The organism is Pseudoalteromonas luteoviolacea (genome assembly GCF_001696455.1).
In the GTDB taxonomy this organism is placed as follows: Bacteria; Pseudomonadota; Gammaproteobacteria; order Enterobacterales; family Alteromonadaceae; genus Pseudoalteromonas; species Pseudoalteromonas luteoviolacea_C.
The window spans coordinates 504,575-518,447 of the sequence record NZ_MAUJ01000001.1; the positions used below are offsets into that span (position 1 = coordinate 504,575).

15 protein-coding genes are annotated in these 13,873 nt (G+C 41.1%); 10 read left to right on the plus strand and 5 right to left on the minus strand.

Translation table 11 applies throughout. The annotated features are described in order from the left end of the window. Positions 1 to 143: 143 nt before the first annotated feature. A complete protein-coding gene (locus A7985_RS02145; RefSeq protein ID WP_065788784.1) occupies positions 144 to 2,327 on the plus strand; it encodes an OsmC domain/YcaO domain-containing protein in 2,184 nt (727 codons plus the stop codon). Positions 2,328 to 2,403: 76 nt separating this feature from the next. On the opposite strand, the gene A7985_RS02150 is transcribed toward A7985_RS02145, so the two are convergent. Then, positions 2,404 to 2,703 carry a hypothetical protein gene (locus A7985_RS02150; RefSeq protein WP_065788785.1) on the minus strand — a complete coding sequence of 100 codons (300 nt, stop codon included), beginning with the start codon at positions 2,701 to 2,703 and terminating at the stop codon, positions 2,404 to 2,406. Between the two features lie 181 nt (positions 2,704 to 2,884). Continuing rightward, a complete protein-coding gene (locus A7985_RS02155; protein ID WP_065788786.1) occupies positions 2,885 to 3,259 on the minus strand; it encodes a hypothetical protein in 375 nt (124 codons plus the stop codon). Between the two features lie 257 nt (positions 3,260 to 3,516). Between A7985_RS02155 and A7985_RS02160 the strand changes: the two genes are divergently transcribed. The 9 genes from A7985_RS02160 to A7985_RS02200 all read left to right on the plus strand — a co-directional run bounded on the left by A7985_RS02160 (position 3,517) and on the right by A7985_RS02200 (position 12,313). Beyond that, positions 3,517 to 4,566 carry a S66 family peptidase gene (locus A7985_RS02160; RefSeq protein WP_081310473.1) on the plus strand — a complete coding sequence of 350 codons (1,050 nt, stop codon included), beginning with the start codon at positions 3,517 to 3,519 and terminating at the stop codon, positions 4,564 to 4,566. A 52-nt stretch (positions 4,567 to 4,618) separates the two neighbouring features. Next, the gene (locus A7985_RS02165; RefSeq protein ID WP_065788787.1) at positions 4,619 to 5,509 is read left to right on the plus strand and encodes a helix-turn-helix domain-containing protein; all 891 of its coding nucleotides are present in this window, start codon (positions 4,619 to 4,621) and stop codon (positions 5,507 to 5,509) included. Between the two features lie 87 nt (positions 5,510 to 5,596). Continuing rightward, a complete protein-coding gene (locus tag A7985_RS02170) occupies positions 5,597 to 5,887 on the plus strand; it encodes a hypothetical protein (protein ID WP_065788788.1) in 291 nt (96 codons plus the stop codon). Between the two features lie 109 nt (positions 5,888 to 5,996). Beyond that, positions 5,997 to 6,533: an RNA 2'-phosphotransferase gene (locus A7985_RS02175; protein WP_065788789.1), complete on the plus strand. Its 537-nt coding sequence runs from the start codon at positions 5,997 to 5,999 to the stop codon at positions 6,531 to 6,533. 14 nt (positions 6,534 to 6,547) lie between these two features. Further along, positions 6,548 to 7,183 (plus strand): Vat family streptogramin A O-acetyltransferase, encoded by a 636-nt coding sequence (locus tag A7985_RS02180; protein WP_065788790.1) that lies wholly within the window; start codon positions 6,548 to 6,550, stop codon positions 7,181 to 7,183. Continuing rightward, on the plus strand, positions 7,180 to 7,602 hold the full coding sequence (locus tag A7985_RS02185) for a hypothetical protein (protein WP_065788791.1): 423 nt from the start codon (positions 7,180 to 7,182) through the stop codon (positions 7,600 to 7,602). Before A7985_RS02180 ends, A7985_RS02185 begins: the two co-directional genes overlap by 4 nt. A gap of 10 nt (positions 7,603 to 7,612) precedes the next feature. After that, positions 7,613 to 8,062: a GNAT family N-acetyltransferase gene (locus A7985_RS02190; RefSeq protein WP_065788792.1), complete on the plus strand. Its 450-nt coding sequence runs from the start codon at positions 7,613 to 7,615 to the stop codon at positions 8,060 to 8,062. 272 nt (positions 8,063 to 8,334) lie between these two features. Next, positions 8,335 to 11,607 carry a VPS10 domain-containing protein gene (locus A7985_RS02195; protein ID WP_065788793.1) on the plus strand — a complete coding sequence of 1,091 codons (3,273 nt, stop codon included), beginning with the start codon at positions 8,335 to 8,337 and terminating at the stop codon, positions 11,605 to 11,607. A 184-nt stretch (positions 11,608 to 11,791) separates the two neighbouring features. Continuing rightward, complete coding sequence (locus tag A7985_RS02200; RefSeq protein ID WP_065788794.1) at positions 11,792 to 12,313, plus strand: PepSY-associated TM helix domain-containing protein; 522 nt, start codon at positions 11,792 to 11,794, stop codon at positions 12,311 to 12,313. A gap of 190 nt (positions 12,314 to 12,503) precedes the next feature. Here the strand turns inward: A7985_RS02200 and A7985_RS02205 are convergent, their stop codons facing one another. The 3 genes from A7985_RS02205 to A7985_RS02215 all read right to left on the minus strand — a co-directional run bounded on the left by A7985_RS02205 (position 12,504) and on the right by A7985_RS02215 (position 13,861). After that, the gene (locus tag A7985_RS02205) at positions 12,504 to 13,157 is read right to left on the minus strand and encodes a DUF6058 family natural product biosynthesis protein (RefSeq protein WP_065788795.1); all 654 of its coding nucleotides are present in this window, start codon (positions 13,155 to 13,157) and stop codon (positions 12,504 to 12,506) included. A 69-nt stretch (positions 13,158 to 13,226) separates the two neighbouring features. Next, positions 13,227 to 13,526: an antibiotic biosynthesis monooxygenase family protein gene (locus tag A7985_RS02210; protein ID WP_065788796.1), complete on the minus strand. Its 300-nt coding sequence runs from the start codon at positions 13,524 to 13,526 to the stop codon at positions 13,227 to 13,229. Then, positions 13,526 to 13,861 carry an NIPSNAP family protein gene (locus A7985_RS02215; protein WP_065788797.1) on the minus strand — a complete coding sequence of 112 codons (336 nt, stop codon included), beginning with the start codon at positions 13,859 to 13,861 and terminating at the stop codon, positions 13,526 to 13,528. Before A7985_RS02215 ends, A7985_RS02210 begins: the two co-directional genes overlap by 1 nt. Positions 13,862 to 13,873: the final 12 nt, after the last annotated feature.

Here is a 13,873-nt window from a genome sequence, read left to right on the forward strand (position 1 = left end):
TATTTGCGCTTATTTGCAATTAACCCAAGACTAATGACACGAAAAATTAGATAATCTCCCAGTTAAGATAATTTTGCTGCTGGGTTTAATCAAGCTAAGCGTTGATTGGACCAAGTAGCCGCGCACAACTGTGGAAGAGTTCAATGGAAATTAAAGTTAATTTTCTCGATAATCTAAGACTTGAAGCCAAGTTTGATGATTTTAGTGTTATTGCTGACCAACCTATCCGATACAAAGGTGATGGCTCGGCACCTAGCCCCTTTGATTATTTCTTAGCCTCATCTGCACTTTGTGCGGCATACTTCGTTAAGGTCTATTGCGTTTCACGCGACATCTCAACAGATGGGATCCGTATTTCACAAAATAACATCGTTGACCCTGAAGATAGATATAACCAGATTTTTAAGATTCAAGTCGAGCTACCTGAAAGTATTTCAGAAAAAGATCGTAAAGGTATTTTGCGCTCTATCGACCGCTGTACTGTGAAAAAAGTAATTCAAACCGGTCCTGACTTCCAGATTGAAGATGTAGAAAGCTTGGATGACGATGCGCAAGCCATGCTAATGGCGAAGCCTGAACAAGATGCCAACACATTTATCTTGGGTAAAGACTTACCGCTCGAGCAAACCATTGCCAATATGACTGGGATTTTGTCTGATCTTGGCATGAAAATCGAAGTGGCCTCATGGCGTAATATTGTGCCAAATGTTTGGTCACTCCATATTCGTGATGCTGCGTCACAAATGTGCTTTACCAATGGTAAAGGCGCAACTAAAGAAAGTGCGCTTTGCTCAGCGTTAGGTGAGTTTATTGAGCGTTTGAACTGTAACTTCTTTTACAATGATCAGTTCTTTGGGGAAGAAATCGCGAACAGTGATTTTGTTCATTATCCAAATGAAAAGTGGTTCCAACCGGGTCCAAATGATGAACTGCCTGCTGAGATTTTAGACGAGCATACACGCGCAATTTATGATGCTGAAGGTGAATTGAAAGGGTCAAACTTAATTGATACTAACTCAGGCAATGTTGCGCGTGGTATTTGTTCTATCCCTTATACGCGACACTCTGATGGCGAAACGGTGTACTTGCCATCAAACCTGATTGAGAACTTGTTTTTAAGCAATGGGATGAGCGCAGGTAATAACTTAGCGGAAGCCAAGGTTCAGTGTTTATCAGAAATTTTTGAGCGCGCGGTCAAAAAGCAGATTATAGAGCAAGAAATTGTATTGCCTGACGTGCCGGAAGAGGTTTTGGCAAAATACCCTGGGATTGTTGACGGCATTAAAGCTTTGGAGCAACAGGGATTCCCAGTGGTTGTTAAAGACGCGTCACTGGGCGGGCAGTTTCCGGTGATGTGTGTAACGCTTATGAACCCTAAGACGGGCGGTGTATTTGCTTCGTTTGGCGCGCACCCAAGTTTTGAAGTGGCACTAGAGCGCAGCTTGACTGAGTTGCTGCAAGGTCGCAGTTTTGAAGGCTTGAATGATGTACCACGTCCAACCTTTAACAGCATGGCGGTATCTGAGCCAGAGAACTTTGTTGAGCACTTCATTGATTCTACGGGTGTTATTTCTTGGCGTTTCTTCAGTGCTAAGAAAGATTATGACTTTGTAGAGTGGGATTTCTCAGGGACCAATGAAGAAGAATGTGATCAGCTATTTGGTATCTTAAAAGATTTAGGTAAAGAAGCGTACATCGCTGAGTTTACTGACTTGGGTGTGGCATGTCGCATTTTGGTACCGGGTTACTCAGAGGTTTACCCTGCAGAAGATTTGATCTGGGATAACACCAATAAGGCATTGCAGTATCGTGAAGATATTTTAAACCTCCACAGATTAAGCGACGAAGCCCTTGCTGATTTAGTAAATCGATTAGAAGAGAGCCAGCTAGACAACTATACCGACATTATTACGCTGATTGGTATTGAGTTTGATGACAATACAGTTTGGGGACAGTTGACTATCTTAGAGCTTAAATTGCTGATCTATTTAGCGCTGGGAGATTTAGAAGAGACAATGGACCTAGTTGAGTCGTTCCTTCAATACAACGACAACACGGTAGAGCGTGGTATGTTCTATCAAGCTATGCATACAGTACTTGAAATTGCTCTAGATGAAGAGTTAGAAATCGAAGATTACATTTACAATCTAACGAGAATGTTTGGTCAAGATGTGATGGATAACGTAATTGGGTCAATTAATGGTGACGTACGATTCTACGGCTTAACCGAAACAAGTACTAAGCTTGAGGGCCTAGACAGACACCTTAAGTTGATTGAAAGCTACAAGAAGCTTCATAAAGCTCGCGCTGCTATTGCCGCAAAATAGTCGAGTTTAATTGATGCTATGACAAAGCCCGAAGCATGTCCTTCGGGCTTTTTAATTTTGTGTGCCTTTTTTTGCGTTATTCACCGCCACCACCGCCGCCGCCAGAGTCTCCTCCAAAGCTACTGCTGCCACCACTGCTACTGTCATGATGACTATCTCCGGTACCATATAAAAAGATGTGACTGCTAGAGCTCGACTTTGTGTTGGCGCTGACGTTACTTCTCCCTGAAAGGGATAAATATAGCCTTCTTAAAATACTCAAAGTAAATATCAGAATGAGAATAGGGCAAATAATACCTGCAATCACAGAAGGTGATTGTAGATCTGTAAAATACCAAGATGCAATTAATCCTGATGTATTAATAATCCAAAACATAACAACTCCTTAAATGGTTATTTTTGCGGTTTTACAACCGAGTCCATATATTTTTGTTAGTTCATGCATTGTTTCAGGTCTGATTTAGGCTAACAAGATTATTGCATAATGGCAAATTGGGTAAAAATATGGTCATTATCTGGTGTTGGTGAGCGATGAATTTTTACAAGAATAGTGTTTTTTATTTTAATTTAGGTTTTTCATGGTGTTGAAACGCTTTTTGCCTCTTTGAAAATAGAATAATAAATTCTCCAATGCTGATAATGGTCAGTTGCCCCAAAATGAGCATGAGTATCGCTGTGTAATGCAAATGAATTGATTCAAATTTGAAATTGATCGTATAGCAAAGTGTAAGGAGTAAAGGGGTGTAAATACTGCGAATATGGCGAATTAGGTTATTGGCTTTTTCTACCATTACTAAGATAAGTACAAAAAGGTATGGAATGGATAGTACGATAAGCTCGGTTAGTTCTCTGTCCCAGTACTTATAAATAGTTCCCCCCATTGCTGTGACTAAGAGTAGTATGGCAGTGCGGTATGTTTTTTCAATATTCATCTTTTTAATCATATATGTATTTTTTAGGGGGTTTATTTTTAAATGGGTAACTTAAGCGTGTAATTTACTTTAATATATCGCGGTTTTAAAAATGATGTTAGATTTTTTATTTTTATGACTACTTCGATGCAACGTTATGTGAACGGTTAAAAGTGCGTGTTAAATGAAAGTTTTTGCAGGTTTTTATTGTGGTTAGTGACTATGAAGAAATTATTTATTAAAGTGTGAAATCAGAAAATATTACAGGGAGTTTTAAATTGATAAAGCCAAAGCCACTAAAGCCGGGAGACAATATCGCAGTTTTGTCTCCATCAACTGGTTTGCCATCTGTATTTCCCCATATTTACGAGTCTGGTATTCGTAACTTAAACGCACTAGGGTTTAATGTCGTTGAATTCCCTACAGCACGTATGGATATTGATGAAGTATTTAACAACCCGAAATTAAGAGCACAGGACCTAAACCGCGCTTTTTCGGATAGCAATATACATGGCATTATTGCAACTATTGGCGGCAATGATTCTGCGAGGGTACTTAAGTATTTAGATCCCGACATGATTAAAGCAAACCCTAAACTCTTTATGGGATTCTCAGATTTTACGGCGGTTTCAGCGTTTGTAAATCAGCTGGGGTTGGTTACTTTTAACGGTCCTTCCATCATGGCTGGCTTTTCGCAGTTACACAACTTGCCAGCCGTGTATCAGCGTTATTTAAAGTCATTCTTATTTGAGCCTTGGCATAATTTTACTTTTCCCACCTTTGAAAGCTACAGCGATGGGTACCCTGATTGGGCAATAGCCAGTAATGTAGGACTATTGCATGCAAATAAAAGTAATGATGGGCCTAGGCTTTTACAATCAGCGGGTTCGCAGCAAAAAAGTGTTACCGGGCAGTTATTTGGTGGATGCATTGAAGTGCTGGAAATGCTCAAGGGTACACCGTATTGGCCTGCCCCAGATTTTTGGCAGGGGAAAATTCTGTTCTTTGAAACATCAGAAGAAAAACCGTCTATTGACTACGTGAAGTACTGGTTGAGGAACTACGGCGTTATGGGGGTTTTTGAGCAAATATCTGGGTTATTGTTTGGTCGAGCTCGTGATTATAGCAATGAAGAAAAAGCGAAGTTGGATGATGTTATTTTGTCTGTGATAAAGGGCGAATTTGGTTGCAACAACCTGACTGTTGTGAGCAACTTAGATTTTGGACATACAGATCCTCAATTAATTATTCCCCAGGGGGTAACAGCAGAAATTGATAGTCAAACTAAGCAGATACGTTTGTTGGAATCTCCTTTTGATTTAGGGTAACTTGATTCAACATCATTAAGAGTGGTCGTAAGAAAGCGAGCAGGGCAGGGAAATGGAAATAGCAAGTTATTGTCAGCAACATATTTTGGTTATTCCACAAGCCTTGGGGGCATTATCGGATGTAAGTAAAGTTGTCAGTTGTGACGGCTCCTCACTGTATTACAAAGATCTAGAGCAGGACTTGGTAGATGTTGAATTTTACACAAATCAGCTGTGTTTGGTTTTTGTTGAAAAGGGAAGTGAAACACTGACAAGTTGGCAGAATAATCAGGTTGCGCTAACGGCAGGTCAAGGCATTTTGCTCTGTCAGGGGCAAAACTTGCATTCAGATTTTGTGAAATGCACACAAGACTTAAAAGCTTGGCTGGTGTTTTTTGATAAAGCACTGGTTGAACGCTTTTTACTGTCCCTTGAAGTCGGAGTGAATAAGTCTAACGTGTCGACAGAGAGTACTTTGATTGTGGAGCATCAGGTTGTCGCAACGTTTTTTCAGCAATTAAGCGGCTACCTTGAACATGAAATTCGCCTTGAAAACATGCTCGATTGCAAACTGACAGAATTATTACACTTATTGTATGCGGTATGTGGTGAAGAGCTACGCGCTTTACTTCAGATGTCAGAGTTGGCACTACCGGCAAAACGCAATCTATATCGGCTTTTAGAGCAAGACCATGTGTTAAAACTGTCTGTCTCCGATTTGGCAAAGCTTTCAGGCAGAAGTCTATCCGGTTTTCAAAGAGATTTTAAACAGCTTTATACGCAGTCGCCTAAGCAATGGTTGATCAAAAAGCGTATGGAATATGCCAATAGACTCGTTTCTCAAGGGCAAATGTGTATTACGAATGTGGCGCTTGAAGTAGGTTACAATAATGTTTCGCATTTCATTAAGGCATATAAAAGCACATTTGGAGAAACACCTAAGCAACAAGCATTAAAGACCTGACTTAAAAACCGTAATTTTCAGAATTTTGCGGAGTTATTTGTAGGTTATTGCGTAAATTGACTTCCGACTAACAAAGAAGGAGGCAATATGCCCGTAAGAGTACAAATTACTTGTAGTTTGGAACCTAGTAACTACCCACCCCTTAAAGCTTTTTTAGCGCAAAACCTACCTAACGTAAGAGGTTTTGATGGATGTGAAAGAGTCAATATACTGTTTGATGAAACTCAGTCTAAGATGCTGATTGATGAAGATTGGCAAAGTCTTAAAGCGCACCAAAACTATATGGCGTTTATCAATAAAAATGGCGTGCTTGAAAAGTTAACAGCACACTTTAGCGAACCACCTAATATCAATTATTTTTATCTTAGCAGCCTCTAGTATTTATGGCGTATATTGGCTAATAATATGCGCCATGTAACAAATAGCTGGAGCAGATGAGACACTTTCTTCTTAACATAGTGATTAATATGGGCTACATTATGGGTCCATGGAAAAGAAAAAAATATCAAAGTACTTGAGCCTTATTCTTAGGCATCAACCCGAATTAATAAACCTCGAATTAGACAGTCACGGTTGGGCTGACATTAATACGCTCATTCTAAATACAACAAAATATGCGCTGACAGCAGAGTTAATATATGACCTTGTTAGGGGCAATGATAAACAACGTTTTGCAATTAGCGACGATGGAAAAAGGATTAGAGCCAACCAAGGACATTCAATACCAATTGATTTAGGCTTAACTGCGATACAACCACCCAAGGTTTTGTTTCATGGGACAGCCAGTCGGTTTTTACCGTCAATACACGCAAAAGGCTTACTCAAAGGAGAACGCCATCATGTTCATTTAACCGAGTCAGCAGATACTGCCCGCACCGTTGGTAGTCGCTATGGCAGCGCCATAATTCTGACCATAGATTCCGAGCTGATGTATCAACAAGGCGCACAATTTTATAAAACAAAAAATGATGTTTGGTTGGTGGAGTATGTGCCAGCGGACAAAATTGTGAACAATGATACTTGAATTAAGGTGATGCTTTGAAAGGACCTAATCCAAATAATAAGACGCCACTAGAGGGCTTTCCACAAGTTGGTTTTCTAAAAAACTTTATCACTTCAAAAAATATATTAGTTGGTGATTATACCTATTACGACGATCCTCAAGGGCCTGAAAACTTTGAGAGCAATGTGCTTTATCATTTCGATTTTATCGGAGATAAATTAATTATCGGCAAATTTTGCGCGATTGCTACCGATGTTAAATTTATAATGAATGGTGCCAACCATAAACTGTCTGGGTTCTCCACTTATCCCTTTTATATTTTTGGTAATGGTTGGGAGTCGGCAATGCCAGAAGAAGGGGAACTGCCGTTTAAAGGAGACACGGAAATTGGTCACGACGTGTGGATAGGTTATGAGTCGACAATCATGGCAGGTGTCAAAATTGGTAGTGGCGCGATAGTGGCCAGTAAATCGGTTGTGACCCAAGATGTGCCGCCATACAGTGTTGTGGGGGGTAACCCTGCAAAAGTGATAAAAATGCGATTTGAGCAACCGGTTATCGACGAACTGTTGAGTATTGCTTGGTGGAGTTGGTCTGAAGATAAAATAACCGCAAACTTAGATGCAATAGTTGGTTGTGATTTAGCAAAGCTTCGAGAGGCTAATTTATGAGCGCGCCAAATTCCGCACGCACAGCGTCAAAGAGCGATAAGGCTATTTCGGTTTGTTTATGGGTTTCGTTACTCTTTTCAATAGCAACGTTTGGCTTATACGTTTCTGACTCGAGCAACTTTGACCATGTTTTTAGTTTTGTAAAATCGGGTTATATGTTCTTTTTTGTGGCGCTATATAGTTACATCACTTGGCAGTGGATAAAGGCACCTAACTCAATCGTTAAGCCTCTGTTTTGGATAAGCTTATTAGAAATACTCACATTACAGTGGGAGCAATGGAACATTGGCTTGAACCCATTTTCAGTTATTGGAGTCACACTTAGTTTTGAGCATTTCTCCATCTCAGTGAATGTTATCGCTATTACACTGCTTGGTTTTACATGGCGCTACAAACAAAAATTGGTCAACGCAGAATAAAGGAATATCTATGGAAAGGTTAACCACCATTAATCTGCAACCAGTGACAAAGCAAAACTATGAGGCTATTTGTGACCTAGACGTCAGCAAAACGCAGCAGGATTTTGTGGCATGTAATATGTGGTCGCTGGTTGAGTCGCATTACAATGATCATTATCAAACTCGCGGGATTTACTTCAACGATGAGCCTGTTGGATTTTTTATGTGGGTACCCGAGTCAAAGGAGAAGGTTTCAATTTGGCGTTTTATGGTGGACGAAAAGTTTCAAAATAAAGGCATAGGGCGGCAGGCACTACAGCTTGCGATTGATGAAATTAAGCACAGCTATTCTATTGAATTCATTGAGATATGCTACGATCCTAAAAACGTCACTGCGAAGTCATTTTATGCCAGTTTTGGTTTTGTTGAGTACGGCTTTGATGAGGAAGAGGAGGAAGTTTTAGCCAAACTAGTACTTTAGCGATAAGCAACTCCTCAAATAGGGGGATGGCATAAATGTCAGTGTTGGGTGCCATTCCCTTTAATGTGTACAATCACACCGAAATTAAATTAACCAATTGAATTTATTTATATATCTTATCTTTTTGTGGAAAAATTAAGTATTACATACTTTGTTACACTATAACACTTAACCCTATTTTTTGTAGTATGAGCGATTATTTACACACCCATATCATATGTTAGGTTAATGTTTACCGTTGGGATGCAAATAAAATAATATTTGGTGTGAAAATGAAAACTCTCCTCAAAACAGCCATTGCAGTATCAATTGCTTTGGTAACTTCTCATGCACTGGCTAGTGAATCAGAAGAAGAAAAATCAATTTTTAGTAGTCAAACTTTTGAAGCGATGAAGCTTCGTAATATCGGGCCTGCCTATATGTCAGGACGTATTGCAGATATTGAAGTGGACCAAAAGAATCCATCAACATGGTATACCGCAGTTGGCTCGGGCGGTGTTTGGAAAACCGTCAATGCAGGGACAACTTGGACGCCTATTTTTGACAAACAAGCCGTTTATTCAACCGGTGATGTGACAATCGATCCGAGTAACTCAAACATTATTTGGGTCGGTACCGGTGAAAATAATGGCGGCCGTCATATCAGTTTTGGTGATGGTGTCTATAAGTCAGTGGATGGCGGTAAGACATGGAAAAACATGGGATTAAAAGAGTCAGAGCGTATTTCTGATATTGTTGTACACCCGACTGACTCAAATACTGTATGGGTATCGGCACAAGGCCCGCTTTGGAGCAGTGGCGGTGAACGCGGTTTGTATAAAACGACCGATGGTGGCCAGACTTGGAAACAAGTGCTTAAACCAGCAGACGAGTGGACGGGTGTAACCTCGTTGCTAATAGACCCACGAAACCCCAAAAAATTGTATGCTGCAACTTGGTCGCGCCAACGAACAGTCGCAACGTATGTTGGAACGGGCCCAGGAGCCGGGATCCATACCTCAGATGATGGTGGTGAGACCTGGACTGAACTCAAGACGGGGCTACCCGAAGGCAATATGGGTAAAATTGGTATGGCAATTTCGCCAATCAATCCAGATATCATTTACGCCACGATTGAAACAGACAACCGCAAAGGTGGGTTCTATCGCTCTGCAAATCGCGGTGCGAGTTGGACAAGAATGTCTGACGAAGTTGGCGGCGGCACGGGCCCGCACTATTACCAAGAAATTTTTGCAGATCAGCATCAGCTAGACCGTGTTTATATTGCCAGTAATTACAGTAAAGTGTCGAATGACGGCGGTAAAACTTGGACACCTATCAATACAAAGCGCAAGCACGTAGATGACCATGCTTTTGCGTTCCACCCAACAGACCCAGATTTTGTACTGATTGGTTCAGATGGCGGCATCTATATGTCTCACGATCGCATGGCAAACTGGCGCTTTATGGCGAACTTGCCACTGACGCAATTTTATAAAGTGGCACCTGATGACGCAGAACCGTTTTACACGGTTTATGCTGGTGCGCAAGATAATTCGACGCAGGGCGGGCCTTCACGTACTCGCCGTGCTGAGGGGATCAAAAATAAAGATTGGTTCTTAACATTAGGGGGAGACGGTCATCAACCAGCAGTTGAACCGGGTAACCCAAATATTATGTACTCGCAGTGGCAGCAAGGTAACTTGACGCGTCATGATCTGAAAACCAGAGAAGGTGTGTATATCAAGCCACAGCCTCGTCCGGGTGAGCCTGCAGAGCGATTCAATTGGGATGCGCCAATCAATGTCTCAACACATGATCCTAAAAGGCTTTATTTTGCTTCGCAGCGTGTATGGCGCTCTGATGATAGAGGTGATAGTTGGACGCCAATTTCCGACGATTTGACCAAAAATGAAAACCGTATGCATATGCCGGTCATGGGCAGAACTTGGTCAGTGGAAGCCGGCTGGGACATTTATGCAATGTCTGAGTACCATACCATTGCGAATTTCACCGAAAGCCCAGTGAACGATAAAATTCTGTGGGCAGGGACCGATGATGGCCTTATTCAGGTAACAAAAGATGGTGGTAAAAACTGGAATAAAATTGACTTAAATACCATAGAAGGTATTCCTGCTATGGCTTACGTTAATGATATTCGTGCGGATTTATTTGACCCGAATACAGTGTATGTCGCATTGGATAACCATAAATATGGTGACTTCAAGCCTTACTTAATCAAATCAACTGATTTAGGCAAAACTTGGCAATCTCTTGCTGAAGATCTACCTGAAAAGCATTTGGTGTGGCGAATTGTACAGGATCATGTGAACAAGAACTTAATGTTCATTGGTACTGAGTTCGGTATTTTCTTTACAGTTGATGGCGGTAAAAAGTGGGTTGAACTAAACGGTGGCATTCCAACAATCTCTACTCGTGACGTAAAAATTCAGCGTAGAGAAAATGACTTGGTTGCGGGCACCTTTGGGCGTGGGATCTACATTCTTGATGACTATGCGCCGCTTAGACAGTTGACAGAAAAGTCGATGGAGCAAGAAGCGATGTTGTTTGCGCCTAGCCGCCCTGTTAAATGGTTCAGCTTAGATGGCAATCATACCGATACAGACGGAGATGATCGCTATGCAGCCAAGAATCCTGAGCATGGTGCTACGTTAACTTATTTCTTAAAAGATAGCCTTTTAACCGCTAAAGAGCAGCGCCAGAAAGCTGAAAAAGAGATGGTTAAAAAAGAGAATTACCCGCAATATCCAGCGTGGGGCAAAATTGAGAAAGAGAACCAAGAGCCTAAACCTACTGTGTATCTTGAAATAAAAGATGACAAAGGTGAGTTTGTAAACCGTGTTGCTGGTAAAACGACAAAAGGACTTCACCGTGTAACTTGGGATATGACTTACGCGACAGGAAAAGCGGTGACGGGTGTTGAAGAGTCAGGCTGGAACCCATTTGGAACAGGCCTAATGGCGATTCCGGGCACTTACTCGGCAACGCTGTACAAACGTGTTGGAAGCAGAGTGTCACAATTGGCAGAACCTGTAGAATTTGAATTGAAGTCTATTACTGGTAATTCATTGCAAGCAGCATCGGCCAAGAGTGTCCTTGAGTTTGGTAAGAAAATTGCGAATGCACAAAGGCGTGCAAGCGCTGTCAATGCGGTAATTGCTGAACTTAACAAGTCAATGAAAACACTTCGAACGGCAATTGACCGTACACCAGGAGACATTGCGGCATTAGAGGCAAGTTACGCAGAGATCCAAGCTGAGATCAACGCAATAAACTTTGAACTCAATGGACTTAAATCTCGTGACCGAATGGGCACAAAACCTGCCAACATCTCTAGTAGACTGTTTTACGCAATGACAGCCGCTTGGTCGACATATGGTCCAACGCAGCAGCATAAAGATCAATTTGACTATGCAAGCAAGCGTCTTGAAAGCGTAAGTGATCGAGTGAAATCTCTACAACAAGACGAAGTGCCAAAGCTTCAAAAGTCAGTGATTGACGCTGGTGGACCTTGGTCTGTAGGCGCACCGCTAATGACTAATTAACCTGAGCGATAAGCGGTGTTTGGTTTTCAAGCACCGCTTTACCCAAGATTAGTCTAATCTTTATATGTCGCTTAAAAAGGAAGTAGGTGGACCTGATTCAATAAGAGACATCTTTGCTTTGAGCTCAATAGTGACAAAGGTATCGTTTTTGTGACTATCGGCGGCAAGTTCAGTAGTAGGTACAATGAGTTTTAAAAGAAAGAATAGAAACATTCACAAGTGGGCAAGTATCGTTATCGCGTTACCACTATTGGTAATTCTGATTTCCGGAATTTTGTTGTTGGTCAAAAAGGAATTCGATTTTATCCAGCCCCCCTCAGCCAAAGGGCAATCTTCACAGCCAACCATTACCTTTGAGCAAATTTTATCCACGGCACAGTCTATAGAATCTGCCAATATATCGAGTTGGAGTGATATCAATAGGTTAGATGTAAGACCTGCAAAGGGTATTACAAAAATTCGTAGTCACAATAGTATCGAAATTCAAATCGATAACCATACAGGTCAAGTATTGCAAGTTGCCAAACGTAACTACGAATTCATCGAGAGCCTGCATGACGGCACTTTTTTTGAGAAAAACGCAAACCTTTGGTTGATGTTACCGGTCTCATTTATTCTACTTTTTATGATAGTGACGGGGCTTGTTATGTTTTTTCAACCATTTAGAACTAAGCAGAAGAATCGACTCAGGTTGAGACGTAAATAGAGCTTGGGTTTGTCTCAGCCTTGGCTACTGCCTATCGCTTATTGTTTAGCGTATTCATTTTTGGCTATTTATTCTGGCGAATAACTCGTAAAAAGGGCTAACGTGATAGTAGCCCTCAATCTCATCTTCTAGGTATCGCAAAAGTCTTGCTAAAGGGCTCCAGAGCTTGCTAAGAAGATCTCTTTGGTAGTTATAAATGTTTGCTTTGTGTTTGTTTCAAGGAGGTGGATGAGTCGATTAGTTTAGCCAATTGATGAAATTGCGACCTATCTCTTTCGTGAGGGGCAAACTTAGGGCTGCAAGAAGCCAGTATATTCATTGCTGAGATTAATTGTTTTTCTTCTTTGTCGTTCAACATGTGCTTTGTAAGTTGCATGTTTATATAGTCTATTGCAATTTCTTTTTTGGCAATGTCTTCTGGCAGGCCTGTACGGGTGCAGAGTCCATAGGTGCCGTCTAAAAAGTGTTGCCACTGGACTTCTATAAACTCTGCTTGTTCTTTTGTGCCGTTTTTATAATTTGATGATATGCCTTTATTAAATAGCGCTTGTATGGTCTGTTGCATGCGAGTGTGAAAGGAACGAAAGGCGTCTTCGTGTTTTTTGTTGAGCTTCACCTTATTTAACCACTGCTTATACGCTTTAGGGTAAAAATGAATATTGGCGTTTTGCTCGTGCTTGCCAAAGAAAGAGCGGCACCCAATATGGGCATTTAAAATGTAACTGGGTTTAGGCATAACGCCTAGCACTTGTAGCTCAGTTAATCTCTGTTCGGTTATGTCACAACATTTAATTAATTGTGCTTCAGAGTAGAAATGGGCGTATAGGTAATCTAGTAGTTCCATAAGTAAAGACCTTATGAGCTGCAAACGGCAGTTAGGCACCGTTGCAGCCTGTTTTGTAGAAAAGGGGAATTACAGGGTGTAATCTCTGAATACGTCAGCAACACGCAAGCGGTAATCTTTGAACAATTCGGTTTTACCGATATGTTGCGCATTTTGATGCATTATTTCATTGCGCCAGTGCATAACGGACTCCTTGTCTTGCCAAAATGATAGGGAAAGGTATTGCTCTGGGTTATTGACGTTCTGGTAGCGCTCAATGGATATAAATCCGCGTTGTTGGACCAGTATTGCTTTAAGTTCAGCAGCAATATCAAAGTATCTTGGTGCGGCTTTAGGCTTGAGCGTGACTTCAAATATAACTGCGATCACTATGCGTCTCCTGAATCAAACTTTTTCGTGTCAGGTGCGCCTTTTAAAAAGTAGCGTTTTTCATGCAATATAATTTGCGTTTGTTGTGCAAATTGGAAATTTGCGATGGCGTCTTTATCGCTTTTTAGCCTCTGTCTGTAGCTTTCATAATCGGCCAGGCTGTTAAATGCGATTAATCCATACGCACGTTTATTATCACCTTCATGCGGTAAGAAATAACCGATAAGGTTGCCACCACACTGTGGAATAATTTTCCCCCAGTTTTGAGCATATTGCGCAAACTCTGAGTGTTTAAATGGGTTAATCTCATATTCAATAAAACATGTAATAGACATAGGGATTGCCTC

What these genes read in the sequence shown, in the direction of transcription:
- A7985_RS02145 (WP_065788784.1), top strand. Translation starts at nt 144, where the DNA reads ATGGAAATTAAAGTTAATTTTCTCGATAATCTAAGACTTGAAGCCAAG.
- A7985_RS02150 (WP_065788785.1), bottom strand. Translation starts at nt 2,703, where the DNA reads ATGTTTTGGATTATTAATACATCAGGATTAATTGCATCTTGGTATTTT.
- A7985_RS02155 (WP_065788786.1), bottom strand. Translation starts at nt 3,259, where the DNA reads ATGAATATTGAAAAAACATACCGCACTGCCATACTACTCTTAGTCACA.
- A7985_RS02165 (WP_065788787.1), top strand. Translation starts at nt 4,619, where the DNA reads ATGGAAATAGCAAGTTATTGTCAGCAACATATTTTGGTTATTCCACAA.
- A7985_RS02170 (WP_065788788.1), top strand. Translation starts at nt 5,597, where the DNA reads ATGCCCGTAAGAGTACAAATTACTTGTAGTTTGGAACCTAGTAACTAC.
- A7985_RS02175 (WP_065788789.1), top strand. Translation starts at nt 5,997, where the DNA reads ATGGAAAAGAAAAAAATATCAAAGTACTTGAGCCTTATTCTTAGGCAT.
- A7985_RS02185 (WP_065788791.1), top strand. Translation starts at nt 7,180, where the DNA reads ATGAGCGCGCCAAATTCCGCACGCACAGCGTCAAAGAGCGATAAGGCT.
- A7985_RS02190 (WP_065788792.1), top strand. Translation starts at nt 7,613, where the DNA reads ATGGAAAGGTTAACCACCATTAATCTGCAACCAGTGACAAAGCAAAAC.
- A7985_RS02195 (WP_065788793.1), top strand. Translation starts at nt 8,335, where the DNA reads ATGAAAACTCTCCTCAAAACAGCCATTGCAGTATCAATTGCTTTGGTA.
- A7985_RS02200 (WP_065788794.1), top strand. Translation starts at nt 11,792, where the DNA reads ATGAGTTTTAAAAGAAAGAATAGAAACATTCACAAGTGGGCAAGTATC.
- A7985_RS02205 (WP_065788795.1), bottom strand. Translation starts at nt 13,157, where the DNA reads ATGGAACTACTAGATTACCTATACGCCCATTTCTACTCTGAAGCACAA.
- A7985_RS02215 (WP_065788797.1), bottom strand. Translation starts at nt 13,861, where the DNA reads ATGTCTATTACATGTTTTATTGAATATGAGATTAACCCATTTAAACAC.